This is a genomic window from Mycobacterium sp. TH-M103 (genome assembly GCF_057473785.1).
Genome location: NZ_JBYCLG010000101.1, coordinates 1 through 26,201 on the forward strand (window position 1 = coordinate 1; position 26,201 = coordinate 26,201).

General features: G+C 69.8%; 25 protein-coding genes and 4 pseudogenes. 17 read left to right on the forward strand and 12 right to left on the reverse strand.

Going from position 1 to position 26,201, the window contains the following annotated elements; translation table 11 throughout:
• From lsr2 to AC2VOR_RS05595, 3 genes are all read left to right on the forward strand, one after another.
• Positions 1 to 333 (forward strand): histone-like nucleoid-structuring protein Lsr2 (gene lsr2, locus AC2VOR_RS05585; RefSeq protein WP_486963351.1); only part of this gene is annotated, 333 nt, incomplete at its 5' end.
• A gap of 286 nt (positions 334 to 619) precedes the next feature.
• Positions 620 to 3,166, forward strand: a complete 2,547-nt coding sequence (gene clpC1, locus AC2VOR_RS05590; RefSeq protein WP_369736687.1) for an ATP-dependent protease ATP-binding subunit ClpC — start codon at positions 620 to 622, stop codon at positions 3,164 to 3,166.
• A 73-nt stretch (positions 3,167 to 3,239) separates the two neighbouring features.
• A complete protein-coding gene (locus tag AC2VOR_RS05595) occupies positions 3,240 to 3,611 on the forward strand; it encodes a YbjQ family protein (protein ID WP_369736688.1) in 372 nt (123 codons plus the stop codon).
• Positions 3,612 to 3,635: 24 nt separating this feature from the next.
• Here AC2VOR_RS05595 and AC2VOR_RS05600 read toward each other — a convergent pair whose 3' ends face one another.
• On the reverse strand, positions 3,636 to 5,000 hold the full coding sequence (locus AC2VOR_RS05600; protein ID WP_369736689.1) for a serine hydrolase: 1,365 nt from the start codon (positions 4,998 to 5,000) through the stop codon (positions 3,636 to 3,638).
• Positions 4,975 to 5,295: a mycobilin-forming heme oxygenase MhuD gene (gene mhuD / locus AC2VOR_RS05605; RefSeq protein WP_369736690.1), complete on the reverse strand. Its 321-nt coding sequence runs from the start codon at positions 5,293 to 5,295 to the stop codon at positions 4,975 to 4,977. Before mhuD ends, AC2VOR_RS05600 begins: the two co-directional genes overlap by 26 nt.
• Before the next feature lie 61 nt (positions 5,296 to 5,356).
• Here mhuD and AC2VOR_RS05610 point away from each other — a divergent pair, with 61 nt between their 5' ends.
• Together AC2VOR_RS05610 and AC2VOR_RS05615 are read left to right on the forward strand one after the other, a co-directional pair.
• Positions 5,357 to 6,127: an alpha/beta fold hydrolase gene (locus tag AC2VOR_RS05610; protein ID WP_369736691.1), complete on the forward strand. Its 771-nt coding sequence runs from the start codon at positions 5,357 to 5,359 to the stop codon at positions 6,125 to 6,127.
• Positions 6,128 to 6,202: 75 nt separating this feature from the next.
• Positions 6,203 to 6,526: a helix-turn-helix transcriptional regulator gene (locus AC2VOR_RS05615; protein WP_369736692.1), complete on the forward strand. Its 324-nt coding sequence runs from the start codon at positions 6,203 to 6,205 to the stop codon at positions 6,524 to 6,526.
• Positions 6,527 to 6,533: 7 nt separating this feature from the next.
• Here AC2VOR_RS05615 and AC2VOR_RS05620 read toward each other — a convergent pair whose 3' ends face one another.
• The 5 genes from AC2VOR_RS05620 to AC2VOR_RS05640 are packed head-to-tail and all read right to left on the reverse strand — an operon-like array spanning position 6,534 to position 12,519.
• Entirely contained in the window at positions 6,534 to 7,397 is an 864-nt protein-coding gene (locus AC2VOR_RS05620) for a DUF6671 family protein (protein ID WP_369736693.1), read from the reverse strand.
• An 8-nt stretch (positions 7,398 to 7,405) separates the two neighbouring features.
• Positions 7,406 to 8,038: a carbonic anhydrase gene (locus AC2VOR_RS05625; protein WP_369736694.1), complete on the reverse strand. Its 633-nt coding sequence runs from the start codon at positions 8,036 to 8,038 to the stop codon at positions 7,406 to 7,408.
• A 25-nt stretch (positions 8,039 to 8,063) separates the two neighbouring features.
• Entirely contained in the window at positions 8,064 to 8,387 is a 324-nt protein-coding gene (locus AC2VOR_RS05630; RefSeq protein ID WP_369736695.1) for a P-II family nitrogen regulator, read from the reverse strand.
• On the reverse strand, positions 8,378 to 10,975 hold the full coding sequence (locus AC2VOR_RS05635; protein ID WP_486963352.1) for a DUF2309 domain-containing protein: 2,598 nt from the start codon (positions 10,973 to 10,975) through the stop codon (positions 8,378 to 8,380). Before AC2VOR_RS05635 ends, AC2VOR_RS05630 begins: the two co-directional genes overlap by 10 nt.
• Positions 10,972 to 12,519: a proton-conducting transporter transmembrane domain-containing protein gene (locus AC2VOR_RS05640; protein WP_369736697.1), complete on the reverse strand. Its 1,548-nt coding sequence runs from the start codon at positions 12,517 to 12,519 to the stop codon at positions 10,972 to 10,974. Before AC2VOR_RS05640 ends, AC2VOR_RS05635 begins: the two co-directional genes overlap by 4 nt.
• A 58-nt stretch (positions 12,520 to 12,577) precedes the next feature.
• On the opposite strand from AC2VOR_RS05640, the pseudogene AC2VOR_RS05645 reads away from it, so the two are divergent.
• From AC2VOR_RS05645 to AC2VOR_RS05660, 4 genes and pseudogenes are all read left to right on the forward strand, one after another.
• Positions 12,578 to 12,909, forward strand: a pseudogene (locus AC2VOR_RS05645) (ArsR/SmtB family transcription factor).
• A gap of 5 nt (positions 12,910 to 12,914) precedes the next feature.
• Positions 12,915 to 13,394: pseudogene (locus AC2VOR_RS05650) on the forward strand (NADH-quinone oxidoreductase subunit B family protein).
• Entirely contained in the window at positions 13,391 to 13,591 is a 201-nt protein-coding gene (locus tag AC2VOR_RS05655; protein ID WP_486963353.1) for a hypothetical protein, read from the forward strand. The pseudogene AC2VOR_RS05650 and the gene AC2VOR_RS05655 overlap by 4 nt, the downstream one beginning before the upstream one ends.
• Before the next feature lie 123 nt (positions 13,592 to 13,714).
• A pseudogene (locus tag AC2VOR_RS05660) lies at positions 13,715 to 14,008 on the forward strand (formate hydrogenase); the annotation flags it as partial.
• A gap of 3 nt (positions 14,009 to 14,011) precedes the next feature.
• Here AC2VOR_RS05660 and AC2VOR_RS05665 read toward each other — a convergent pair.
• Complete coding sequence (locus AC2VOR_RS05665) at positions 14,012 to 14,923, reverse strand: HhH-GPD family protein (RefSeq protein WP_369736699.1); 912 nt, start codon at positions 14,921 to 14,923, stop codon at positions 14,012 to 14,014.
• Here AC2VOR_RS05665 and AC2VOR_RS05670 point away from each other — a divergent pair.
• The gene (locus AC2VOR_RS05670) at positions 14,922 to 15,539 is read left to right on the forward strand and encodes a carbonic anhydrase (RefSeq protein ID WP_369736700.1); all 618 of its coding nucleotides are present in this window, start codon (positions 14,922 to 14,924) and stop codon (positions 15,537 to 15,539) included. The genes AC2VOR_RS05665 and AC2VOR_RS05670 overlap by 2 nt on opposite strands.
• Before the next feature lie 125 nt (positions 15,540 to 15,664).
• Positions 15,665 to 16,471 carry a hypothetical protein gene (locus AC2VOR_RS05675; RefSeq protein ID WP_486963354.1) on the forward strand — a complete coding sequence of 269 codons (807 nt, stop codon included), beginning with the start codon at positions 15,665 to 15,667 and terminating at the stop codon, positions 16,469 to 16,471.
• A 4-nt stretch (positions 16,472 to 16,475) separates the two neighbouring features.
• On the opposite strand, the gene disA is transcribed toward AC2VOR_RS05675, so the two are convergent.
• Genes disA through AC2VOR_RS05690 form a run of 3 tightly spaced genes read right to left on the reverse strand, consistent with a single transcriptional unit; the run spans position 16,476 to position 19,582 of the window.
• Positions 16,476 to 17,549 carry a DNA integrity scanning diadenylate cyclase DisA gene (gene disA, locus AC2VOR_RS05680; RefSeq protein ID WP_369736702.1) on the reverse strand — a complete coding sequence of 358 codons (1,074 nt, stop codon included), beginning with the start codon at positions 17,547 to 17,549 and terminating at the stop codon, positions 16,476 to 16,478.
• Between the two features lie 27 nt (positions 17,550 to 17,576).
• Entirely contained in the window at positions 17,577 to 18,989 is a 1,413-nt protein-coding gene (gene radA / locus AC2VOR_RS05685) for a DNA repair protein RadA (protein WP_369736703.1), read from the reverse strand.
• A 59-nt stretch (positions 18,990 to 19,048) separates the two neighbouring features.
• Positions 19,049 to 19,582, reverse strand: a complete 534-nt coding sequence (locus tag AC2VOR_RS05690; protein ID WP_369736704.1) for a copper chaperone PCu(A)C domain-containing protein — start codon at positions 19,580 to 19,582, stop codon at positions 19,049 to 19,051.
• A 307-nt stretch (positions 19,583 to 19,889) separates the two neighbouring features.
• Between AC2VOR_RS05690 and carD the strand changes: the two genes are divergently transcribed.
• The 6 genes and pseudogenes from carD (at position 19,890) to AC2VOR_RS05720 (ending at position 24,963) form a co-directional block, all read left to right on the forward strand.
• Positions 19,890 to 20,378 (forward strand): RNA polymerase-binding transcription factor CarD, encoded by a 489-nt coding sequence (gene carD / locus AC2VOR_RS05695; RefSeq protein WP_007166539.1) that lies wholly within the window; start codon positions 19,890 to 19,892, stop codon positions 20,376 to 20,378.
• Entirely contained in the window at positions 20,375 to 21,067 is a 693-nt protein-coding gene (gene ispD, locus AC2VOR_RS05700; protein ID WP_369741401.1) for a 2-C-methyl-D-erythritol 4-phosphate cytidylyltransferase, read from the forward strand. Before carD ends, ispD begins: the two co-directional genes overlap by 4 nt.
• On the forward strand, positions 21,064 to 21,543 hold the full coding sequence (gene ispF, locus AC2VOR_RS05705; protein WP_369736705.1) for a 2-C-methyl-D-erythritol 2,4-cyclodiphosphate synthase: 480 nt from the start codon (positions 21,064 to 21,066) through the stop codon (positions 21,541 to 21,543). Before ispD ends, ispF begins: the two co-directional genes overlap by 4 nt.
• A 49-nt stretch (positions 21,544 to 21,592) precedes the next feature.
• Positions 21,593 to 23,002 (forward strand): cysteine--tRNA ligase, encoded by a 1,410-nt coding sequence (gene cysS, locus AC2VOR_RS05710; protein WP_369736706.1) that lies wholly within the window; start codon positions 21,593 to 21,595, stop codon positions 23,000 to 23,002.
• Positions 23,003 to 23,967 (forward strand): annotated as a pseudogene (gene rlmB / locus AC2VOR_RS05715) (23S rRNA (guanosine(2251)-2'-O)-methyltransferase RlmB); the annotation flags it as partial.
• A gap of 57 nt (positions 23,968 to 24,024) precedes the next feature.
• A complete protein-coding gene (locus AC2VOR_RS05720; RefSeq protein ID WP_407685781.1) occupies positions 24,025 to 24,963 on the forward strand; it encodes a glycerophosphodiester phosphodiesterase in 939 nt (312 codons plus the stop codon).
• Here the strand turns inward: AC2VOR_RS05720 and AC2VOR_RS05725 are convergent.
• Positions 24,960 to 26,201 carry an SLC13 family permease gene (locus AC2VOR_RS05725; RefSeq protein WP_369736707.1) on the reverse strand — a complete coding sequence of 414 codons (1,242 nt, stop codon included), beginning with the start codon at positions 26,199 to 26,201 and terminating at the stop codon, positions 24,960 to 24,962. The genes AC2VOR_RS05720 and AC2VOR_RS05725 overlap by 4 nt on opposite strands.

Sequence of the window (26,201 nt, forward strand, 5' to 3'; positions counted from 1 at the left end):
AAAAAAGTGACCGTCACCTTGGTCGATGATTTCGACGGTGCGGGCGCAGCCGACGAAACGGTCGAATTCGGGCTTGACGGGGTGACCTATGAGATCGATCTTTCGTCTAAGAATGCCGCGAAACTGCGCGGCGATCTAAAACAATGGGTCGCGGCGGGCCGCCGCGTCGGCGGTCGGCGTCGCGGGCGTTCCGGCTCCGTGCGTGGACGCGGCGCGATCGACCGCGAACAGAGCGCCGCGATCCGTGAATGGGCCCGCCGCAACGGGCACAACGTGTCGACGCGCGGGCGTATCCCGGCTGACGTCATCGATGCGTTCCACGCGGCGACCTGACAAACCGCGCACCGACGCCCGGGCCGCGCCGCCCGGGCGTCGGTCGTTTGGTGCTTTCGCTGGCGGCGAAACGGCCCGGGGTGGCCGCAGGAAACGAATCGGGTGTTCATCTCGTTTCCTCAGTTGTGGCGCTGGTGCCCGGGCGGATCCCCGTCGGGTACGACAACCGCAAGGTTAGGCCGCCTGGCAGGCCGACCATTACAGTGGATGGCAGGTACGCGATTCCGAGCCCCACTGGACCGCTAGTGAGGTTGTACCGATGGTGAGGGAGAGCAGGTAACCACCGATGTTTGAACGATTTACCGACCGTGCCCGCAGGGTCGTCGTCCTGGCGCAAGAAGAGGCCCGGATGCTCAACCACAACTACATCGGCACCGAGCACATCCTGCTGGGTTTGATTCACGAGGGCGAAGGGGTCGCAGCGAAGTCGCTGGAGTCGCTGGGCATCTCCCTGGAGGGCGTCCGCAGCCAGGTCGAGGAGATCATCGGCCAGGGGCAGCAGGCCCCGTCGGGACACATCCCGTTCACGCCGCGCGCCAAGAAGGTCCTCGAGCTGAGCCTGCGCGAGGCGCTGCAACTCGGCCACAACTACATCGGCACCGAGCACATCCTGCTGGGGCTGATCCGCGAGGGTGAGGGCGTGGCGGCCCAGGTGCTGGTCAAGCTCGGCGCCGAGCTGACCCGGGTGCGCCAGCAGGTGATCCAGCTGCTGAGCGGCTACCAGGGCAAGGAGGCCGCGGAGGCCGGCACCGGCGGCCGGGGTGGCGAGTCCGGGTCCCCGTCGACGTCGTTGGTGCTCGACCAGTTCGGGCGCAACCTGACGGCGGCCGCGACGGAGGGCAAGCTGGACCCCGTCATCGGCCGCGAGAAGGAAATCGAGCGGGTGATGCAGGTGCTGAGCCGGCGCACCAAGAACAACCCGGTGCTGATCGGGGAGCCCGGCGTCGGTAAGACCGCCGTCGTCGAGGGCCTGGCGCAGGCCATCGTGCACGGCCAGGTTCCCGAGACGCTGAAGGACAAGCAGCTCTACACCCTCGACCTGGGGTCGTTGGTCGCGGGCTCGCGCTACCGCGGTGACTTCGAGGAGCGCCTGAAGAAGGTGCTCAAGGAGATCAACACCCGCGGCGACATCATCCTGTTCATCGACGAGCTGCACACGCTGGTCGGGGCGGGCGCCGCCGAGGGCGCGATCGACGCCGCGAGCATCCTCAAGCCCAAGCTGGCCCGCGGCGAGCTGCAGACCATCGGCGCCACCACCCTCGACGAGTACCGCAAGTACATCGAGAAGGACGCCGCCCTGGAGCGCCGTTTCCAGCCGGTGCAGGTCGGGGAGCCGACGGTGGAACACACCATCGAGATCCTCAAGGGTCTGCGCGACCGCTACGAGGCCCACCACCGGGTGTCGATCACCGACTCGGCGATGGTGGCCGCGGCGACGCTGGCCGACCGTTACATCAACGACCGGTTCCTGCCGGACAAGGCGATCGACCTGATCGACGAGGCGGGCGCCCGGATGCGGATCCGCCGGATGACCGCGCCGCCGGACTTGCGCGAGTTCGACGAGAAGATCGCCGACGCGCGCCGAGAGAAGGAGTCGGCGATCGACGCGCAGGACTTCGAGAAGGCGGCCAGCCTGCGCGATCGGGAGAAGCAGCTGGTGGCCCAGCGCGCCGAGCGCGAAAAGCAGTGGCGCTCAGGTGATCTCGACGTGGTCGCCGAGGTCGACGACGAGCAGATCGCCGAGGTGCTGGGCAACTGGACGGGCATCCCGGTGTTCAAGCTCACCGAGGCCGAGACGACCCGGCTGCTGCGCATGGAAGACGAGCTGCACAAGCGGATCATCGGCCAGGAGGACGCCGTCAAGGCCGTCTCGAAGGCGATCCGCCGCACCCGCGCCGGGTTGAAAGACCCCAAGCGCCCGTCGGGCTCGTTCATCTTCGCCGGTCCGTCCGGTGTCGGTAAGACCGAGCTGTCCAAGGCGCTGGCCAACTTTCTGTTCGGCGACGACGACGCGCTCATCCAGATCGACATGGGCGAGTTCCACGACCGGTTCACCGCGTCGCGGCTGTTCGGCGCCCCACCCGGATACGTCGGCTACGAGGAGGGTGGCCAGCTCACCGAGAAGGTGCGCCGCAAGCCTTTCAGCGTGGTGCTGTTCGACGAGATCGAGAAGGCGCACCAGGAGATCTACAACAGCCTGTTGCAGGTCCTCGAGGACGGCCGCCTCACCGACGGCCAGGGCCGCACAGTGGACTTCAAGAACACCGTGCTGATCTTCACGTCCAACCTGGGTACCTCCGACATCTCCAAGCCGGTCGGCCTCGGGTTCACCCAGGGCGGTGGCGCGAACGACTACGAGCGGATGAAGCAGAAGGTCAACGATGAGCTCAAGAAGCACTTCCGGCCGGAGTTCCTCAACCGCATCGACGACATCATCGTCTTCCACCAGCTGGCCAAGGACGAGATCATTCGGATGGTCGACCTCATGATCAGCCGGGTGGCCACCCAGCTCAAGGCCAAGGACATGGCTCTGGAGCTGACGGAGCAGGCCAAGTCGTTGCTGGCCAAGCGCGGCTTCGACCCGGTGCTGGGCGCCCGACCGTTGCGGCGCACCATCCAGCGCGAGATCGAGGACCAGCTGTCGGAGAAGATCCTGTTCGAGGAGGTCGGACCCGGCCAACTCGTCACCGTCGACGTCGACAACTGGGATGGCGAGGGCGCCGGCGAGGACGCGGTGTTCACGTTCACCGGGACCCGCAAGCCACCCGCTGAGCCGGATCTGGCCAAGGCCGGGGCCCACAGTGCGGGCGGGAACGGACCGGACGCGCACTAGGGATTGCCGCAAACGGGCGGTTACTTTCTGACGGGAGTAACCGCCCGTTTAGCTGTGGTCAGGGGGCCGGCCGGTGCTGATCGTCACCACCAACGACATTCCGGGCTGGGAGATCCAACGGGTGCGCGGCGAGGTGTTCGGGCTGACCGTGCGTTCGCGGAACGTGATCTCCCAATTCGGCGCGGGGATCAAATCCATCTTCGGCAGTGAACTGCAGGGAATGACCAAGAACCTGGCCGAGAGCCGCAACCAGACGATGGAGCGGCTGATGGCCGAGGTGCATCACCGCGGGGCCAACGCGGTCGTCGCCATGCGGTTCGACACCATCGAGATCGGTGACGTGTGGACCGAAATCTGCGCTTACGGCACGGCGGTCCAGGCCACCCCGGTCACCGAGGCGGCCAAACACATGGCCAGCCAATTCCGCCACAACGGCCCCGGGTAGGACTGAACGGGGCGGTCCAACCGGTCAGCTCGGCGCGATCAGCGCAAAGACCTGTTTGGCGATTTTCAGCATCCAACTGGTCGCGCTCGGCCCGTGGTCGCGGGGCCAGTTCAGCTGGAAGCTGACCACCCACGGCTGCCTCGTCTTGTCGACGGCGTACCAGCTGAAGGTCAGGTCGCCGGGCAGGCCGCCGGCTTTCGCGCCGATGTACGGCCAGACGTTGCGGTCCAGCTGGATGCCCGACACCGCGGACAGAATCTGCCGGACCGGCGCCGCCGCGCCGACCGCGTCGGCCTGCAGCGCCGCATGGACGCGGCAGATGTCTTCGGCGGTGCCGTACCACTCCGCCCCATAACTTGAGGCCGGGGTGTGCGCGCGAGTCGGATCCGGCTGGTACGGCGTCGAATTGGCCTGCGCCAGCAGCCGGGCGCGCACTTGCGGGGAACCGTGCTCCCACTGGGCGCGCAGGTCCGGCTTGCCCCAGCCGACGGAGAACAGCTCGTACATCGTGGGGAAGGGGGTCATGCTGGCCGGATCGTGATGGCCGGCCGTGGCGAGCGCCTGCTCGATGGCGTGCGTGCCGAGCCGCCCGATCAGCAGGTCGGTGGCCATGTTGTCACTGGTCGCGATCATCTTCTCGGCGGCGGTGCGAACCGAAACATGTTCTCCCGCGGACAGTTCCAGCCCGGACGAACCCACCGCCCGGCTCTTGTCGGTGACGGTCAGCTGGTCGTCCCAGGCCACCGTCCCGTTCTGCACCGCACCGGCCAGGGCGTGCAGGACGTAGAGCTTGAAAATCGACGCCAGCGGCAGGGGTTCGGTGGTGTTGGTGCCCGCCACCGGGTCGCAGTGGCCGTCGTCGACCTTGGCGACCTGGTAGGAGTAGCGGGCCCCGGTCTTGCTCAACACCGCGTCGACGTCGTGGAACGACTTGACGGTCGGCGCGCGGGTGTCGACGTCGAAGTGATCGACCCGGCCCTCGTCGTCGGTGTGGATGCGGATGTCCTGGCGCGCACCGTAGGACGAGGTCAGGTGCAACGTGGCGGCGATGGCGCTGATGTCGACGCCGTCGAGGGCGAAGGGCCGATCCCACCACAGCTTTTCCATGGTCGTTTCGACCGGCTTGACGTCGTCGGGCGCGGCGAGGGTGCGCACGCCAACCGGGCCGATCGGCCAGTCCGAGTTGAGCATGTCCAGGGTCTGTTGGGCGCGCAGCCCCGGGGGGGTCCGGGTGTCGATCGCTCGCCCGGAATCCGACGCGCTCGCCCGCGGCGGCGGGGCGGGGGAGCAGCCGGGTGCCACGGCCAGGATCAGGGTGGCGGAGGCGCCCAGCGCCAGCAGACGATGCAGTGCCCGACGCCTGCTACTTGGTGTGGTCTTTCCCGACAACGTCCATCACAACCTCGAATTCCAGCAGCGACGCCCCGGTTGCCACCGGGTTGGCCCGCTCGCCGGCGTGGGCTTCGATGGCGGGACCCTTCGCCCACGCCTGGAACGCCTCCTCGGACTCCCACTGCGTCACCACGAAGTAGCGGTTCTCCCCCTTGACCGGGCGCAGCAGCTGAAACCCGAGGAAACCGGGCTGGTTGTCGACCGCGTGGGCGCGGTGGGCGAACCGCTTCTCCAGCTCGGGACCGGCGTCGGCCGGCACTTCGATTGCGTTGATCTTCACCACTGGCGGCATCCCGCTAGGCTACCGCGGCCCGCCCTGCCCGTCTGCGGTGCGGGTCGCGCAAGATGGTGGGGTGCCCGGCAACCTGCTGACCCGTCACGGCGGACGGGGCGAACCTTTGGTGCTGGTGCACGGCCTGATGGGGCGCGGTTCCACCTGGTCGCGGCAGCTGCCGTGGCTGGCCCGGCTGGGGACCGTGTACACCTACGACGCGCCGTGGCACCGCGGCCGTGACGTCGAGGACCCGCACCCGATCAGCACCGAACGGTTCGTGGCCGACCTGGCCGACGCGGTGGGTGAGCTGGGGGCGCCGGCCCGACTGGTCGGGCATTCGATGGGCGCCCTGCATTCGTGGTGCCTGGCCGCCGAACGCCCCAACCTGGTTTCGGCGCTGGTGATCGAGGACATGGCGCCGGATTTCCGCGGGCGCACCACTGGGCCCTGGGAGCCGTGGCTGCACGCGCTTCCGGTCGAATTCGGCTCCGCCGAAAAGCTTTTGGGCGAATTCGGGCCGGTCGCCGGGCGTTACTTCATGGATGCCTTCGACCGCACCCCCGGCGGCTGGCGGCTGCATGGCCACACCGCGCGTTGGATCGAGATCGCCGCGGAATGGGGCACCCGCGACTACTGGGCGCAGTGGGCGGCCGTGCGGGCGCCGGCGCTGCTCATCGAGGCCGGCAACTCGGTGACGCCGCCCGGTCAGATGCGTGCGATGGCGGAGTCGGACTGCCCGACGACATTTCTGGCCGTAGCCGAGGCCGGTCACCTGGTGCACGACGAGGCGCCGCACGCCTACCGCGCCGCCGTCGAGTCCTTCTTCGCGGAACTGCCCCCGGGCGGCTGAGTGCGCCACGAATTAGCTGCGCTGATCGATTGGCGAATTCTTTTACGCGAAATCATCGCATAGTAAGATTGCTGCGTGGACGTTGCTTCGAAAGGGAGGGCGGTAGCGCGACCCGCTGCCGAGGGTTCTGATCGCAGGTGGACATTCCTGACCAACCACGGTCATGTGTTGTTGTGCGTAGCCACTGGCGAACCGCTGACGGCGCGCGAGCTGGCTTTGCGCATCGGCATCACCGAGCGCTCTGTGCAGGCGATTCTGACCGATTTGACCGACGAGGGATACCTGATCAAGTCGAAGGTCGGACGCCGCAACGTATACGAGCTCAATCCGGAGGGGAAGCTGCGCCACCCGCTGGAAGCCAGTCATTCCGTGGGTGAACTCGTCGCGGCATTGTCGTGACGGTCCTTCAGGGATTGCACGCCGGGCAGAAGCGAGGGGCTGCGCCGGCCGTGCTGCGTTTAACGGTGCTGTTGTGTGTGCATGCCGGGCACCCATGGACGTCGGCGGCGATGAGGGTGGTCGGACAGCCGCAGGCCTGACACGGCAGCCCGTCGCGGCTCGCGACCCTGCCGTAGCCGGGACATCCGCAGCCGGGGCAGGGCGTCGCGAGCCGGCGTGCGAGCCGGCCCGCCAGGGCGACCAGGACATCGCGTCGGCTGGGATTGTGATGCGCGCGCAGGTCGGGTTCGACCCAGGCCCGCTTGTCATCGGCGAGCGCCAGTGCCGCGCCGACGACCTCGGTGAGTGTGCCGGTGTCGGTGATACCTTTGCCGAACACCGGCACCCGATCGCCGACGGCGGCCTTGACCGCGGCACCTTGGCGGGGAAACCCGAAACTGCGCGCCGCGTCGACGGCCTCGTCGGCGCCGCCGACCGATCGCGGCGGTCCGGGTGCGCCGGGGGTGTTGACACCCTCGACGACCCGGATGCCGCGGACGTCATCCACGAAGACCAGGGTTTCTTCGTGTACGGCCAGCATGCCCAACCAGCTGCCGTAGGTGGCTTCGCTGGCCAGGCCGTAGGGCACCCCGGCGGCCCGCATTGCCAGGCGGGCTTTGGCGGTGGCGGTGTCCGACGGCGTCGAGGTCCTGGTGACCTCTCCGGTGAAGGTGCCGAACTGATCGGTGTCGATCCCGGCCGGCGCGACGACCCGCGCGTGGAGCACGTCGGCGAACGGCGGTGCCACCTGATGCTCCTTGCCGTGCATGGTCCCCATCGCGATCACCGTCCCGGCGTAGCCGTGCGACGTGCGGGCCACATCTCCTTCCATGCCGACCCTCACACGCACTCCAAAAGCGGCGACTCACGTTCGGAAATGTCTCCGAACGTCGCGCAGACGCGCAGTCGGCCGTCGTTGCGACCGCTGACGAGGCATACGATCGCGGCCTGTCCGTTGTCGACGGCCTTGGCGAGGACCGGCGACTTGTGCAACAGCGTGGCGCCGGTCTGCACCACGTGCGCGGCGGACAGTTCGTCGGCGGCGCCGACAGTGGCGTTGAGCCGGCTGAGCGACGAGATCGCCTGTTCGACGACCACGCGGGCAGCTCCCTCGGGGAAGGTGACCTTTTTCCAGGCGTCGAGCGCGGTGCGCATCGCGGCGCAGTCCGGATGACCGAGGACGGCGATCAGTGGTGTTCTGAGCGTCCCGACGGCGTACTCGACGCAGGCCAACACGCCGGTGTCGATGACGTGGCCCCAGGTGCTGATGTCGATGAGTGCGCCGCGGCTCTGGCCGAAGACGGCCTCGCTCGGCAGGTGGGAGTCCGCACAGCGGAACACCGCCGCCAGCGGCGCCTGCCGCTCGGTGATGTCTTCCGGCGTGTGATGCAACGCCGCGTCGAAACGCTTGTTGCCGGCTTGGAGGCGCCGCCAGGCGGCCGAGGGGCTGGACGCGGTTGAGCGGTCGGACATGGTTTTTCCTTTCCTGGTGGGATTTTCAGCCGAAATATTCGGGCCGGCTCACATAGGTGTCGGTGACGAACATGACCCCGGGCGATTCGTCGAGCAGGCGGCGGAGGCCGACGATCAACGCCGCGGACTTCGCCTCCGGGACAACGGAGATGAGCAACTCGAGGGCGGACTGTTGATTGAAAAGCAGCCGGCCCTGGTGGTAGCCGTTGTGTCCGAGTCCCGACACGCCGGACACGCTGGTGAAACCCGTTGCCCCGGCGCTGCGGAACTGCTCGCGAACCGCGGGTACGTTTTCACCGGGAACGACGACTTCGATCTTGGTCATCTTGGTCAGCCCGTCTACCGACATGGGATTGCCTCCTGCTCGGTTGGGTGGTGGGGGTCGGCGGCGGCGGTCGACTCCCATGGCCGCCAGCCGCCGCGGGTCCAGCGTTGCCAGGCTTGGTGTGTGTGCTCCCGGGCGGCCAGGCAGACCCAGTCGTTGCCGAACAAGTTCTGCAGCAATGGGTTTCGCTGAATGATCGTGTCGATGCGCTGCAGCGGTGCCTGGACGATGGTCAACAACCGCATGGGTTCGTGCCCGAAAGTCTGGCCATCGGCGAGCGACTGCCGGGGCAACCCCAGCTTGAGGTCGCCGCCGTAGCCCGCCAGCACACCCACGCCGCCGACGACGTTGTGGATGGTCTTGGTTCCCGCTCCGAAGACCTCCGGAGCCACCGTCGAGAAGTAGTACTGGCAGTTGATCCATTGAGCGACCACCATCGGCGCGGTCATAATGGTTTCCAGTGCGCTGCCCTCGGGGTCGACGTCGGCTTCGTAGGAGTGCAGGAAAACCCGCCGGTGCAGGTCGATTCCGTGGGTGAGTGCGCGGGGCGCCACGATGAACGCCGCGTTGCCGGCCAGGCCCCACTCGGGGAACACCTGGGCCCAGTCGACGGATCGTCTCGCGACGTGGCGTGCGGCGCGCGCCGGGCCGGCCGCGGCGGGGCCGCCGGGGAGACCCGGGCAGCGCTCGGCGGCCAGTTCGGCGCCGGCGATGCCCAGGTCCGTGCCGAGCCTGCGCACGTCGTGACGATGGGTGGCCGGAACCAGATGCTCGTCCAAGATGGTGATGCGGTCGGTCGCGGTGTCATGCTGAGCGGCGACGAACCAGGTGTCGTGCGGGATCGCGATGCCCGCGTTGCGCAATTCGCCGCGCACGTCGGCGTTGTTGAGTATGGCCGCAGCGGTGCGGGCGTTCGGGCCGCCCGCCTGCCCGCCGCAAGCCCCGCAGTCCAGCGCCGCCTGATATGGGTTGTTTTCGGTGACGCTGCCGTGCCCGCACAAGACGACGAGGCGGGCGAATGCCTCGGTGAGTCCCATGGTGGCGAGCGCCACCTGCGCGTAGAGGACGCGACGGGCCAGGTCGGACGTGTCGTTGATCGACAGCACGGTGGGCGCGGGGGGTGCCAGCCGGTCGCGCAGCCGCCGGCGCAGTGCGCCAGATGCTTTCGGGCTCAGCGTTTTGGCCGCTGCCCACGGACCGGCGGCCCAGCCCGCGGCCTCGGCCAACGCGAACGGGGCGAGCAGCGCTTGTTTGGCTGCGCTGAACGCCGACTCGGCTCCGGCCATCGTCTCGCTGCCGGCGCGCAGGCGCCGCGCGGCGGCGGCGGCCGACGGTGCCGGGGCCTCGCTGACCTCGTGTTCGGGGCTGATCAACACCGGGCAAAGATCGTCGGGGGTTCCGCCGAGCAGGCTGGTGAACCGGATCGCGACGGCGAAGAAGCCGGCGAAACCGAATGTCTGGTATGCGCCCAGGGATTCGATGTGGCGACGCAGCCCCTCGGACCGGGTGTCGATGCAGCACACGAGTTGGGCTGCCGGTCGCCCACCGCTCGGTGCCGGCTCGCTCCGCGCCAACGACCGCAGCAGCGCGTCGCGGTAGTTCGCCTCGTAGGCCTGCTGCCACACCATGGGCCGGGCGGTGACGGGCAGCGCCGACAACACCCGTGCGGCCGCACCCAGGTCGCCGTCCTGCACCTCGTCCAGCTCCCAGGCCCGGGCCAGCGCGGCCGCCCGTTCGCGGGCCGAGGGAACGGGCTGATCGCCGGTCCCGGACGACCTGGGCGGTGGCGCAGAATCACTGTGCGACAACAACACCGCTTCGTAGGTCAGCCGCATGGCGAGGTAGTCCAGCAGGTTCACACCGGTGACGCGCCCCGCGGACCACCGGACGTGGGCGGCCCAGCCCGGCAGGCGGGTCAAGTGCGCCTGCAGGTAGGTGATTCGTTCGTCGGCGCCGACAGCCAACTGCTCCAGGGCCTGCAGCGCGGCATCGTCGGATCGGTTGGGCACCTGCTTCAGCGCGGCCCGGACACTCCTGCTCAGCGTCTGGTCCCCGGCCGCCAGTTCCCGCCAAGCGTGGTAGAAGCCGTCGTGCTGACCGGGCATTTGCCAGGCCGCCGCAGGCGAGCCGAAGTACGCCGCACACCATCTGGCGGCCTGGTCGTCGACCTGTTGGGCTACCCGCGGTTCCGCCTTTTCGCTGCGGGTCATGTTGCGCCGCTTGGGTGCCGGCGCGGGCTCGCTGTACAGGAGGTCGGCGCGCAGCAATTCCGCGGGCGTCACCGAGCGGTCCCTCATCCGGACGGGCGCGCCGTCCAGCAGCGCCGGGTAGCGCTGCCGCAGCACCGTTTCCAGGTCGGCGTCGGTGATCCGTCCGCGGCGGTAGAGGTCGCGGTAGGTGGTCTCGTCGAGCATGCCGCGGATGCCGTAGAGATCACCGGCGCGCCGGGCGGCCTGCTCGAAGGGCATCGACTCCAGCCCGGCCAGCGGGTTGACCGCGATGAACGTCTCCAGCGGGTAGTGGGTCGGTATCACGCGGGCGGCCAGGTTGACCTCGCTGCGCAGCAGCGCGCGGCGGGTTTCGATCGAGATGTGGTCAGCCACCGTGGTCACCGGAACGCTCCTGTCGTTGTCATCGGAATCTGTCCTGCTACCAGTGCTTTCGTGTACACGGCGCGTTGCAGCCGGCCGGTGCGGCCGTTGGGCGGCGCCTGGCGCGCCAGGGCCAGCGCGCCCAGGACGACAGCCACCGCGGCGAGGGCGGGCGTCGCGGCGGCCGGCACGGTGGCCGCGGGCAGGTCCGGAGCCAGGAACCCGGTCACGGCGCGCATCAGCGCCACGTACCCGACTGCCGCCGTCAGCAGCGCCGCGCCACCGGCCAGGGCGGCCCTTGCGCCCGAGATACGTGACAGCCAGCCCGCCAACGCCGCCGCTACGGTCGCCCAGGTGAAGATCAGCAGCGCTGTTGCCGAGCCGTGCTCGGCCGCGGGCACGCGCACGATGGCGGCAGCGGCGTACAGCGCGGCGGCGGACACGAGCATCGCCGCGAGCCGGATCGCCGTCCGCCGTGGCGCGGTCAGGTTCGGAGCGGCCGGCCTGGAGGCCTTTTGGCGACGCCGTGCTATCGCCGAGCCGGACGACAGGAACAACGTGGCCTTGTAGAAGCCGTGGCCCACCAGGTGGAAGACCGCGGCGGCGGACAGCCCCAGGCCGCAGGTCAGGATCATGAAACCCATCTGGGCCATCGTCGAGTACACCAATGCCCCCTTGATGTCGGCTCTGGTGAGCATCACGACGCCGCCGTAGACCATGCTCAGCATGCCGGCGCCGAACGCCAGGGCCATGGCGACGGCAGAGCCGGTGACTATGGGGCTGAGCCGGACCAGCAGCACACCGCCGGCATTGACCACACCGGCGTGCAGGAGCGCCGAGACGGGAGTCGGTGCGGCCAGCGTCGCGGGAAGCCAGCTCTGGAAAGGGATCTGGGCCGATCGCGACAGAGCCGCCACGACGATCAGGGCGGCGGCCGCCGGCAGGAGTGGCGATTGCTCGATTCCGTTGTTGCTCGATGTCGAGAGCCTGACGTTGCCCCCGTGTGCGGTGACCAGGCCGACCGCCAGCCACAGGGCAAGGTCGCCCAGCACGAACGCGGTGGCGGTGCGCCGCACCCCTTCCCGGGCAGCCGGCAGCTCCCAGTAGGTGGCCAGCAGCAGGCACAGCGCGGCGCCGGCCGACGTCCAGCTGATGGCGAGTCCGACGAGGGTTCCGGCGGTCATCAGGCCGGCGGAGGCGGTGGTGAGCAGGCCGGCGCCGGCGGTGAACCAGTGCGCCCGTCCGTCGCCTGCGAGGTATCGCAGCGCGAATGCCTGGACCACCGCGCTCACCCCGTAGACCAGCACCAGCAGCAGTGCGCTCAGCCTGTCGGCTTCCAGCTCGACGAGCTGGGTGCCGTGCTGCGTGCGCAACGTGGCCGACACGGGGCCGTCGATCGTCACGGCGAGTCCGAGCAGGGCTGCGCCGAGGAATCCCGCACCGGCGGCCGAGGCTCCGATTCTTCCCACGATGCGGGGAGAGCGCGAACCGGCCAGCGGAGCGGTCAGCGAAGCGAAGAGGGGCAGTGCGACAACACCGACGAGTATCGCAGGAGCGGTGTACATGTGCAGAACGGTACGCGAGACACAATACACGTGTCAATAATCCGGAAATAAAGCTCGTATGACGACGCCGTCGTACCAGATCAAGGCCGAGTTCTTCAAGACGCTGGGACATCCGGCGCGAATCCGTGTCCTCGCATTGCGCTCGTCGGGGACAAGTCGGTCGCCGAACTGCTGGCGGAGGTCGGGCTGGAATCGTCGAACCTGTCCCAGCGGCTGGGCGTCCTGCGCCGCGCGGGTGTGGTCGAGGCGCACCGGGACGGCAACACGATGATCTACTCGATCGCCTCGCCGGACATCGCCGAACTGCTGACGGTGGTGCGCAAGGTTCTCACCGGGGTACTCAACGACAGCATCGCGGTCCTGGAAGACCTGCGGGCCGGCGCGGAGTAGCTGCCATGGGCTGGATCGGCAAAGCTTTCCGGGTCGGGCGGGTCGCCGAGCCCGCCGGGCCGGCGCCGCAGCCTGCGACGAATCTCGTTGCCGCAGTGCGTGGTTCGCTGCAAGATCCGGCACGTCGACGCCGGCTCCTGCAACGGGAGCGAGGTGGAGAGCCCGGGCGCGTTCGGGCCGGTGTACGACGCCGAGCGGTTCGGCGCCCGGCTGGTGGCTCCCCGCGCCACGCGGACGCGGCCCTGGTGACCGGTGTGGTGACGCGCAACATGGCCGATCCGCTGCGCGACACCGTCGACGCCACACCGCGACCGCGGCGGGTGATCGCTTGCGGGGACTGCGCGCTCAACGGAGGGGTGTCCGGCGACGGTGACGGTGTGGTCGGCGCGGTCGGCGAGGTGGTTGCCGTCGACGTCGGAATCCCCGGGTGCCCGCCGACGCCGAGCCGGATTGTCGAAGCGCTGCGATCGGTGACCGGCAAGTGACCGCGCTGAAAGCGTTGTGGCGCAGTTATTACCGGTCCCTGTGCACGGGCGCGCTGACCCTGGTGGCCAGGGAGGCGATGGCGGTCGCCTCGTTGGTGCTGGCGCTGGCCGAGCACTACCGGCCCGATGTAGGCTCCGCCGCCCTGCTGTACGCGGTCAGACCCAGGTGGGGTTCGCGGCGATCCTGGTCGCCCTGATGGTGCGGCCGGCGGCCGGCGGCGCGGACCGGTTCACCGGGTTGCGCGAGCTCCCCCGGGCGCGCGCACCGCGGTGTTCCTGTTGACGCTGGCCGGGTTCGGGCCGAAGGGCGGCCTGGTGCCGCCCGCTACACGGTGCGCCGGGACGAGTTCGCCGCGGCGACGGAGCTGGCCTGCCTTTTGATCGAAAACCACTGCGGCCCAAACCGTCACATCCTCGACGCGGCGCGCGTCCCCGGCAGCGGTGTCGGCACCGTCGAGGGCTGGCGCGGCACCGTCGTGTACCGCGCCGAGATCGTGGACCCGTCCTGGTTCAACTGGCCCGCACTGCCCGTCGCGATGGCCGACACCATCGTCCCCGACTTCCCGTTGGCCAACAAGAGTTCCAACCAGTCCTACGCCGGTAACGACCTTTGAGCCCTACCCCTCGCCGGCCAGCGCGAACCGGCCGTCCGCGGTCCGGGTGACCAGGCCGTCGGCGAGTAGGGAGTTCAGCGCCCGCTCACGCTGGAGGTGATCGGCCCGCCACGCCACCTCGAGTTCGGCGCGGGTCACCGGAGAATCGCTGGTGCGCAGGACATCGAGCAACCGCCCCCGGACCTGACGGTCGGTGCCGGCGTAGGTCTGCGCGCGGCGCGGCGGCCCCTGCGCCTCGGGGTAACCGGCGCGGCGCCACCCGCACTCGCCGAGCGGGCACAGCCCGCATCGCGGGGTGCGCGCGGTGCAGACCGTCGCACCCAGTTCCATCAGGGCCACCGAGAACCGGGGCGCGGTGTCGTCGGCGGGCAGCAGCGCCGCGACGTCGGCATGGTCGCGGGCCGGCGACGGTACGGCGGCGTCGGCCCGGCCGTGCACGGCCCGGGCCACCACGCGGCGCACGTTGGTGTCCACCACCGGCACCGGCCTTTGGTAGGCGAAGCAGGCCACTGCACGCGCGGTGTAGCTGCCGACGCCGGGCAGGGTCAGCAACGTCTCGACGTCGTCGGGGACCACGTCGTCGTGGTCGCGGGCGATGACGGTGGCGCACTCGTGCAGTCGCTTGGCCCGCCGGGGATAGCCCAGCTTGCCCCAGGCGCGCAGGACGTCCGCCGCGCTGGCGGCGGCGGTGGCCGACGGGGTTGGCCAGCGACGCACCCATTCGGACCAGACCGGCAGCACCCGGGACACCGGCGTCTGCTGCAGCATGAACTCGCTGACCAATATCTGCCACGCGCTGACGCCCGGCTCGCGCCACGGCAGGTCGCGCCGGGACCGGTCATACCACGGCAGCAACTCGTCGGCACGCACAGTTGGGCTTCCGTTCACCGGCGGGTGGGGCATGATGTGGACCATGCCTAACACCAGTCCGGTAACCGCGTGGAAAGCACTCAAAGAGGGTAACGAGAGGTTCGTCGCCGGCAAGCAACAGCATCCCAGCCAGAGCGTCGAGCACCGGGCCAGCCTGGCCGCGGGGCAGAAGCCGACCGCCGTCGTGTTCGGCTGCGCGGACAGCCGAGTGGCGGCCGAGCTCATCTTCGACCAGGGCCTGGGCGACATGTTCGTGGTGCGCACCGCCGGCCAGGCCATCGACGCGGCGGTGCTGGGTTCCATCGAGTTCGCGGTCACGGTCCTCGACGTGCCGCTCATCGTCGTGCTCGGCCACGACAGCTGCGGCGCCGTCAAGGCGGCGCTGAGCGCGATCGACGACGGTGCGATACCGAGCGGCTTCGTGCGCGATGTGGTGGAGCGGGTCACCCCCTCGATCCTGATGGGCCGCCGCGAAGGCCTGAGCCGCGTCGACGAGTTCGAGGAACGGCACGTGCGCGAGACGGTGGCGCAGCTCATGTCGCGCTCGTCGGCCATTTCCGAGCGCGTCGCCGCGGGCACGCTGGCGCTAGCGGGGGTCACCTACCACCTCGCCGACGGGCGCGCGGCGTTGCGCGGCCACGTCGGCGACATCGGCGAATAGGCGGGGCATAGCCGGCTGACGGACGGGCGACGAGCGCCCCACTAACACGGCGGTTGGCCGGCTAACTCCGCGACACGCCGAGGCGGGTCGGGCAAAACCGGATGACCTGGGCCTACGGTGTGAATGTGTTGGATCTGGAACCGCGTGGCCCGCTACCCACGGAGATCTATTGGCGGCGCAGGGGCCTGGCGCTGGGCATAGCGATCATCGTGGTCGGAATCGTGGTCGCGATCGTCGTCGGCTTCATGGGCGGCAGCGAGGGCGCCAAACCCGCCAGTGCCGACAAACCCAACTCCGCTCAGGGCAAGCCGGGCTCGCCCGCGCCGCAGGCCCCGCCGGCGGCCCCAGGGCAGGACGGCAACAGCCCGGCGGCGCCGGGTCCGGGACAGAACCTGGAAATGCCCACCCCCACTGCGGCGGTGCAGCCGCCGCCGGTGCTGAAGGAGGGCGACGACTGCCCCGATTCGACGCTGGCTGTCAAGGGGCTGACCAACCAGCCGCAGTACTTCATCGGCGACCAGCCGAAGTTCACCATGGTCGTGACCAACATCGGCCTGGTGGCGTGCAAGCGGGACGTCGGTGCCGCGGTGCTGGCCGCATATGTCTACTCTCTGGACAACAAGCGGTTGTGGTCCAACCTGGACTGCGCGCCGTCCAACGAGACCCTGATCAAGACCTTCACGCCGGGCGAGCAGGTGACGACGGCGGTGACGTGGACCGGCATGGGGTCGGCGCCGCACTGCCCGCTGCCGCGGCCGGCCATCGGGCCCGGCACCTACAACCTCGTCGTGCAGCTGGGCAATCTGCGCTCGCAGGCGGTTCCGTTCATCCTGAACCCCCCGCCGCCCCCACCGGGTCCGGTGCCCGCGCCGGGTCCGGCCGCCGCGGCCCCGCCGGAGGGCCCGCAGGTCGCCCCGGCCCGCACGGGCTGAGATCTCAGCTGAGGGGGTCGGCGATCGTCGACTCCGCCAATTGCGACAGCCCCTCCCGCACGTGGCGGGCCCACATCGCGCCGATGCCCTCCACTGACTGCAGGTCGTTTGCGCTGGCCGCCAGCAGCCCCTGCAGCGTCCCGAACGAGCGGACCAGCAGATCGACGTGGGCGAACTGCAGCCGGGGAATGCCGGCCATCGCGCGGTAGCCGCGCGGGCTCAGCGCCGAATCCTGAGCCTCGGCTGTCGTGGGATATCCGAAGACCTTTGCCAGAGAAGTGAAATCGAGCAGCTCGGCATCCGACAGCGCGTCCAGCTCGTCCAGGGTGGCGGTCATCTGCGCTCCAGGCAGCGGCTCCGGGCTGGCGTGATAGTCCCGCACGATCAGTTCGCGGGCGACGTCGTTGCCGCCGAGTAGCTCCTCGAGCTGCAGCCGCAGCTGGCGCCCGTCGGTGCCCAGCTCGACGACGTCGCTGTCGATCGCCAGGCCGATCCGGCGCACCAGTTCGAGCCGCTGCACGACCGTCATGACGTCGCGCAGCGTCACGAAGTCCTCGATCTCGGCCCGTGACAGCTGCCTGCTGACCTCGTCCAGCCGCGCCTTGTACCGTTCCAGCGTGGCGATCGCCTGGTTGGCGCGCGAGAGGATGGTCGCCGAATCGGCCACCACGTGGCGTTCCCCGCCGACGTAGACGGTGACGATGTTCATCGAGTGGCTGACCGAGATCACCGGGTAGCCGGTCTGGATCGCGGCCCGCTCCGCGGAGCGGTGGCGGGTTCCCGATTCGTCGGTGGGTATCGACGGGTCCGGGACCAACTGCACGTTGGCCCGCACGATCCGGCTGCCGTCGGTGGACAGTACGACGGCCCCGTCCATCTTCGCCAGTTCGCGCAGCCGCGTGGGCGCGTACCGGACGTCGAGCGCGAAGCCGCCGTCGCAGATGGCCTCGACGTTCTCGTCGTTGCCGAGCACGATCAGTGCGCCGGTGCGGCCCCGCAGGATGCGCTCCAGGCCGTCCCGGAGCCCGGTCCCCGGGGCCAGGCGGGCGACAGTCTCACGCAGACTCGGACCGGTCACAGCGTGTCATTCTGCGGCCACATCGCGTTATGCGTCCAGCCGCCGCGGTCCCGGGGGCGTGGCGCTGCGGTGATCGGCGATGTCGATCATGTGCTCGAGCGCCGCGACGATGGTCGGTGCCCGCAGCGCCCGCATGCCGCGCGGCACGATCTCGCGTCGGGGGTTGTCCCCGTCGGGAATCAGGGCGATGGTGAATCCCTGGCGTGCGGCCTCGCCCAGCCGCCGCTCCATCCCGCCGACCCGGCGCAGGTCGCCCGCGAGGCCGACCTCGCCGATCATCACCGCCGTCGTCGGCAGCGGCAGGTCGGCGTATGCCGACGCGAGCGCCAGCGCGACGGCCAGATCCGAGGACGGGTCGGTCAACCGCATGCCGCCCACGGTCGACAGGTAGACGTCGTTGACGGCGATGTTCAACCTGGCGTGCTTCTCCAGCACGGCGCCGATCATCGCGGCGCGGGAGTGGTCGATTCCGCTGACGGCGCGCCGTGGTGACCCGCCGGAAGGCGTCGCCAGCAACGCCTGGACCTCGCCGATCAGCGGCCGCTTCCCGTCCAGTGCCACGGTGATCGCGGTCCCCGGGACCGGCGCCGGCCGCTGGTCCAGGAACAGGTTCGATGGGTCGGCGACACCCTCGATGCCGTTGTCGTGCAACATGAAACAGCCGACCTCGTCGGCCGCGCCGAAGCGGTTCTTCACGCCACGGACCATGCGCAGCGGACCGTTGCGGTCGCCCTCGAAATGCAGCACGACGTCGACGAGGTGTTCCAGTGACCGCGGCCCGGCTATCGCCCCGTCCTTGGTGACGTGGCCGACCAGGATCAGCGCGAAGCCGCCGGCCTTCGCGGCCGCGGTCAGGGCGGCGGTGACCGCGCGCACCTGCGTGACGCCGCCGGCGACGCCGTCGGCCTCGGTCGTGGACATGGTCTGTACCGAGTCCACGACGACTAGCGCGGGTTTCACCGTCGCGATGTGCTCCAGCACCGCGTGCACGTCCGATTCGGCGGCCAGGTAGAGCTGGTCACCGCCGCATCCGGTGCGGTCGGCGCGCAGCCTGATCTGGCCGGCGGACTCCTCACCGGAGACGTAGAGCGCGCGCCGGCCCGACTGCGCACACCGATGGGCGACCTCGAGCAGCAGCGTCGACTTGCCCGCGCCGGGGTCGCCGGCCAGCAGCGTGACCGATCCGGGCACCACACCGCCCCCGAGCACCCGGTCCAGTTCGTCGACACCGGTCGAGCGGTGCCGGCTGGCGTCGGGTTGCACGGAGGTGATCGGAACGGCCCGGGACGCGGGCGGCCCCCGGCGGGCGCCACCGACCGCGCTGAGCACCGCGACCTCGTCGACCGTGCCCCAGGTGCCGCATTCCAGACAGCGGCCCACCCACTTGGCGGTGACGTGGCGGCATTCCGAGCAGCGGTATTGGGAGCGCGTGTTTGCCACGCCATGAACGTATCGGGCGGGTCCGACAAGCCCGGCGTGACAGGCCGGGAACGCCCGGGTCAGACCTCCGGAGAGGTCACCGGGGCTGAGATCGGCACGAGCACGCTGGCCTGCCCGGCCTTCTCGAAATTGAAGGTGAAGTGGTAGTTGAGGCCGTTGGTGATCGGCTTGGCCAGGGTGATGGTCGCCCTGGCCGCGGTGTCGGAGTCGATCGGGCCCGGGGCGACGTACTTGCCCTCCGGTTCGCCGATGAACAACATTCCGCCGGCGGGGATGCGGGTGTCGCCGGACACGGTCACCGTGCCGATCTCGCTGGTGATGCCCACGAGGTTGTCGGTGGTGTCCGGGGACTCGTTGACGGCCACCAGCGCCAGGTCCACCGTGCGGCCCGGCTGCAGGAAGTCGCCGCGCTGAACGGCTTGGATGCGGATGTTCCGCAGCGCCACGTGCTGGATCGTCACCTTGTTCCCGTTGATGGCCGGATCCTGGAGCGCCGTCTGCGAAACCTGGCCGGCTCCGCAGCCGCTGAGCAGGGCGGCCAAGCCCAGAACGGCGATGACGGCAAGGGGGAGGCGGATCTTGGAACGGTTCACTCGGTGCCTCCTGGCGGGCCGGTTCGACTTGGCAACGATGCGCATTCGCCTTTGCAACTATGCAGAGTAGTAGGAACCCGCCGACCGCGGTAGCGCGGGGCGCAGGACGGGCGGGGTGACCTGCGTAACGGGCCTCCGGTAGACTACCTAAAGGGTAAAAACGAGGAGATGGATGTGTGTCCCATTGCACGTCTTGCTCCTCCTGTCAACCCCTAACCTACGCGTGTTGTGCCTCTGACCTGCACTGTTGCTTCGCGCGTGTTGGGCCGCCGTGTTAGGATGAAGTAACGAAAGGGGCTCGAATCAGATGATCTTCAAGGTCGGCGACACCGTTGTCTACCCCCACCACGGTGCTGCGTTAGTCGAGGCGATCGAAACCCGGACCATCAAAGGGGAACAAAAAGAGTATCTCGTCTTGAAAGTGGCGCAGGGCGACCTGACAGTTCGAGTTCCCGCGGATAACGCCGAGTACGTCGGCGTCCGCGATGTCGTCGGACAGGAAGGCCTCGACAAGGTCTTCCAGGTGCTGCGGGCCCCCCACACCGAGGAGCCGACCAACTGGTCCCGCCGGTACAAGGCCAACCTCGAGAAGCTCGCCTCCGGCGACGTCAACAAGGTCGCCGAGGTGGTGCGCGACCTGTGGCGGCGCGACCAGGAGCGCGGGCTGTCCGCCGGCGAGAAGCGCATGCTGGCCAAGGCTCGGCAGATTCTGGTCGGCGAACTGGCGCTCGCGGAGAGCACCGACGACGCCAAGGCCGAGACCATCCTCGACGAGGTTCTTGCCGCCGCTTCCTGAAGGCCGTGGCTGTGGTGGTCGCGGTTGTCCCGGCGGCGGGCTCCGGCCAACGGTTGGCCGCCGGCATTGCGAAGGCATTCTGTGAGGTCGACGGGCGCACCCTGCTGGAACGCGCCGTCACCGGCCTGCTGGAGTCGGGGGTCGTCGACCGGGTGGTCGCGGCCGTCCCCCCCGACCGTGTCGACCAGGCCGGACAGTCGCTGGCCGGGCGGGCCACCGTCGTGGCCGGCGGAGCCGACCGCTACGAGTCGGTGCGCTTGGCGCTGTCGGCCCTCGACGAGTCGGATCACCCGGACTACGTGCTGGTGCACGACGCCGCCCGCGCGCTCACACCGCCCACACTGATCGTGCGCGTGGTCGAGGCGCTGCGCGCCGGCCATCCCGCGGTCGTGCCGGCGCTGCCTTTGCACGACACCATCAAGGCCGTGGACGCCAACGGGGTGGTACTGGGCACCCCGGAGCGGGCCGGGCTGCGAGCCGTGCAGACGCCGCAGGGGTTCGCCACCGACCTGCTGTTGCGCGCCTATCGGGCCGTTCGGGGTAGCGGGGGCGCCGGCGGCTTCACCGACGACGCGTCCCTCGTCGAGCATGTCGGCGGCCAGGTTCAGGTGGTCGACGGTGACCCGCTGGCGTTCAAGATCACCACCCAGCTCGATCTGTTGCTGGCCGAGGCGATCGTGCGCCGATGACCCAGCTGCCCCGTGTCGGTCTGGGGACCGACGTCCACCCGATCCAGCCCGGGCGCCCCTGCTGGCTGGTCGGGCTGTTGTTCCCGGACGCCGACGGCTGCGCCGGCCACTCCGACGGCGACGTCGGGGCGCACGCGCTCTGCGACGCGGTGCTGTCGGCGGCGGGGCTGGGCGACATCGGCGCCGTGTTCGGTGTCGACGATCCGCGCTGGAAGGATGTCAGCGGCGCCGACATGCTAACCCACGTCGCCGACCTGATCTCGCGCCACGGCTTCCGGGTGGGCAACGCCGCGGTGCAGGTGATCGGCAACCGGCCGAAGATCGGCCCGCGCCGCGCCGAGGCGCAGCAGGTGCTGTCGGGTCTGCTGCGGGCGCCGGTGTCGGTGTCGGCGACGACCACCGACGGGCTGGGCCTGACCGGCCGCGGCGAGGGTCTGGCCGCCGTCGCCACCGCGTTGGTGGTCCCGATCGGGTAGCGCCCGCTGCGGGCGGGGCGGCCGTAACCAGCAGGTAAGCTGGCACGTCGTGACCGATCGCGCCCGCATGCGGCTACACGACACGGCGGCCGGCGCCGTGCGTGACTTTGTTCCGTTGCGCGCGGGCCACGTTTCGATCTACCTGTGCGGCGCCACCGTCCAGGGTCAGCCGCACATCGGGCACGTGCGCAGCGGGGTGGCCTTCGACATCCTGCGCCGCTGGCTGATCGCCCGCGGCTACGACGTGGCGTTCATCCGCAACGTGACCGACATCGACGACAAGATCCTCAACAAGGCCGCCGCGGCTGGCCGGCCGTGGTGGGAATGGGCGGCCACCTACGAGCGCGCGTTCACCGCGGCCTACGACGCGCTGGACGTCTTGCCGCCGTCCGCGGAGCCCCGGGCGACCGGGCACATCACCCAGATGGTCGAGCTGATGCAGCGCCTGATCGAGACGGGGCACGCCTACGCCGCCTGCGGGGACGTCTACTTCGACGTGCTCAGCTACCCCGAGTACGGGCAGCTGTCCGGGCACCGGATCGACGACGTCCACCAGGGTGAGGGCGCGGCCACCGGCAAGCGGGACCCGCGCGACTTCACCCTCTGGAAGGGCGCCAAGCCCGGCGAGCCGTCGTGGCCCACGCCCTGGGGCCGCGGCCGCCCGGGCTGGCACCTGGAATGCTCGGCGATGGCGCATACCTACCTCGGCGCGGAATTTGACATCCACTGCGGCGGAATGGATCTGGTTTTTCCCCACCACGAGAACGAGATCGCGCAGAGCCGCGCGGCCGGCGACGGGTTCGCCCGCTACTGGCTGCACAACGGCTGGGTGACGATGGGTGGGGAGAAGATGAGCAAGTCGCTGGGCAACGTGTTGTCGATACCGGCGATGCTGCAGCGGGTCCGCCCGGCCGAACTGCGCTACTACCTGGGCAGCGCGCACTACCGGTCGATGCTGGAGTTCTCCGAGACCGCCCTGCAGGACGCGGTCAAAGCCTATGTCGGGGTCGAGGAGTTCCTGCACCGCGTCCGCGCCCGGGTCGGTGCCGTCGAGCCGGGCGAATGGACCCCACGGTTCGCCGCGGCACTCGACGACGACCTGGCGGTTCCCGTCGCCCTGGCCGAAATCCATCACGCCCGCGCGGAAGGCAACCGGGCGCTCGATGCCGGCGATCACGAAGGTGCGCTCGAGCACGCCGGCGCGATCCGCGCGATGATGGGCATCCTGGGCTGCGACCCGCTCGACGAACGCTGGGAAACCCGCGACGAGACCTCGGCGGCGCTGGCCGCCGTCGACGTGCTGGTGCGCGCCGAACTGGAGCACCGGCAACGGGCCCGTCAGGAGCGCGACTGGGCCCTGGCCGACGAGATCCGCGATCGGCTCAACGAGGCCGGTGTCGAGGTCACCGACACCGCGGACGGGCCGCAGTGGTCGCTGCGCGGCGACGGGAGCAGGTAAATGGCCGGCAACTCGCGGCGCCGCGGCGCGGTGCGCAAGTCGGGAACCAAGAAGGGGCCGACGGTCGGGTCGGGCGGCCAGCGTCGCCGCGCGCTCGAGGGACGCGGGCCCACACCGCCGGCGCACATGCGGCCCAATCATCCCGCCGCCAAGCGCACGCAGCAGGCCCAGCCGCGCAGGCCCGCGCGGGGTAAAGCCGACGAGACCGAGACGGTGCTCGGCCGCAACCCGGTGCTGGAGTGTCTGCGCGCCGGTGTGCCGGCGACCGCGCTCTACGTCGCCCTGGGCGTCGAAGCCGACGAGCGGCTTACCGAATCGGTTGCGCGGGCCGCGGATTCGGGGATCTCGATCCTCGAGGTGCCGCGCTCGGACCTGGACCGCATGACCGCCAACCACCTGCACCAGGGCATCGCGTTGCAGGTGCCGCCGTACGACTACGCCCACCCCGCCGACCTGCTCGCCGACGCCCTCGGCTCGCCGCCGGCGCTGCTGGTCGCGCTGGACAACATCTCCGATCCGCGCAACCTGGGCGCCATCGTGCGTTCGGTGGCGGCGTTCGGCGGCCACGGCGTGCTGATCCCGCAGCGGCGATCGGCGTCGGTGACGGCGGTGGCCTGGCGCACCAGCGCCGGCGCGGCGGCCCGCATTCCGGTGGCGCGGGCCACCAATCTCACCAGGACGCTGAAGGATTGGGCCGACAAGGGACTGCGAGTCGTCGGCCTGGACGCCGGTGGCGACACCGCGCTCGACGGCCTGGACGGCACCGACCCGCTGGTGGTGGTCGTCGGCTCGGAAGGCAAGGGACTTTCGCGGCTGGTGCGGCAGAACTGTGACGAGGTGGTGTCGATCCCGATGGCCGGCGATACCGAGTCACTGAACGCCTCGGTGGCCGCCGGGGTGGTGCTCGCCGAGATAGCCCGCCAGCGCAGGAGCTAGCCTCTTTGGCCGAGCAGACGCAGAATCGCCCAAAACGGGCAGTTTCCCGGCGATTCTGCGTCTGCTCGCGCACATGGGGTGCGCTGCTGGCGGCAGTGACGCTCCTGGCCCCAACGGCCTCCGCGCAACCGCCCGGCTTCGATCTGCAGGCGCACCGCGGCGGGCGCGGCGAGACCACCGAGGAATCGCTGCGGGCGTTCGCCAAGTCGATCGAATTAGGCGTCACCACCCTCGAATTCGACATCGTCCTCACCGAAGACGGGCAGCCGCTGGTGTGGCACGACGCGACGATCGAGCCCGAGAAGTGCTCGGACACCGCGGCCGCGTTCCCGCACGACCCCCGGTACCCCTACGTCGGCAAGCTGGTGCACGACCTGACGCTGGCGCAGATCCGCACCCTGGACTGCGGCAAGCGGCTCCCCGATTTTCCCGACGCGGAAGTTTTGCGGGGCAACAGGATAGCGGTCCTGCCGGAGGTGTTCGCGCTCGCCGATTCCTACCGCGCCGACATCCGCTACAACATCGAGACCAAGGTGGAGGCCGACCGGCCCGCGGATTCGGCCGACCCCCAGCAGTTCGTCGACGTGATACTGGCCGCGGTCCGGGCGGCGGGCAAGGCCGATCGCGTGGAGATACAGAGCTTCGACTGGCGGACGCTACCGCTGGTGCGCCGGGCCGACCCGTTGATTCCCCTGGCGGCGTTGTGGGACCACACGACGTGGGTACCGGATTCGCCGTGGTTGAACGGCGTCGACCCAGCCTTCGTCGGGGATCCTCTCGTCGGGGCGAGGCTGGTCGGTGCAGACACCGCCTCGCCGGACTACACGCTGGTGGACAAAGCCTTCGTGGACCGCGCGCACGCGTTGGGGCTCAGGGTCATTCCGTGGACCGTCGACGACGCCGCCGACATGCGCGATCAGATCGCCGACGGGGTCGACGGGCTGATCACCGACTACCCGACGCTGGCGCGCAGCGTAATGGCCGGGCTCGGTATGCCGCTGCCGCCGGCCTACCACCGGAACTAGAGGCCCAGCAGCCGCGCACTCGCCCACAGGGCGACCACGGCCGCCACCAGGCTCACCGGAACGGTGCACAGCCCGAGGCGGTTGTACTCCCCGACCCCGAATTCGACATCGTGACGGCGCAACACGCCGCGCCACAACAGGTTCGACAGCGAGCCGACGTAGGTCAGATTGGGGCCGATGTTGACCCCGAGCAGCACCGCGAGCACGGCGACCGGCCCGGCGGGCGCCACCAGCGGCAACAACACCAGCGTCGCCGGCAGGTTGTTGACGATGTTGGCCAGCACCGCGGCCACCGCGGCGATCGCCAGCAGCGCAGCGAGACCCGAACCGGACGGCAGCACATGGGACATGGCGGCATCCATCCCGTTGAGCATGACCGCGTGCACCACCACGCCGAGCCCCAGCACGAACACCAGGAACGACACGCTCGCCGAGCCCACGATCTCGACCACCGAGGTGTGCCCGCGACCGAGGCTGCGCATCGCCAGCACCGAGGCGCCGGCCAGCGCCACCCACGCCGGGGCCACCCCGACCGACTGGCCGACCGCGAACCCGGCCAGCGTCAGCCCCACCACCACCAATACGAAAACCGGCGGGCGCGGCGCCGGATCGCGTTCCTCGGGTTGGGGTGTGACGCGCAGGTCCGCCGCGAAGAACCAGCGGAAGACCGCGTACACCACGGCGATGGTGACCAGCCAGGGCAACGCCATCACCAGGGCGAACCTGGTGAACGAGATGTCCGCCACGTGGAAGGCCAGCAGATTGGTCAGGTTCGACACCGGCAGCAGCAACGACGCGGCGTTGGCCAGGGAAGCGGTGGCGTAGGCGTAGGGGCGCACCGGCGTGCGCAGCAGGCGCACGCTGGCTAGCACCACCGGCGTCAGCAGCACCACGGTGGCGTCCAGGCTCAGCACGGCGGTGATGGTCGAGGCAATGACGAACACCTGGCGCAGCAGCCCGTGCGACCCGACGCGTACCCGCGCGATCGCCGCACCCGCGGCCTCGAACAGGCCCTCGTCGTCGCACAGTTTGGCGAGCACCAGCACCGCCCCCAGGAACGCCACCACACCGGACAGGTCGGCGACCTGCCGCACCGCCTGGTGCACCGAGATCGCGCCGGCCCCGACGAGGATGGCGGCCGCTGGGACCGCCGCGAAAGCCTCCGGCCAACCCGACGGGCGCAGCACGGCGAACCCGAGGACGACAGCGAGCAGCAACAGCGAAAGGGCCAGCATCAC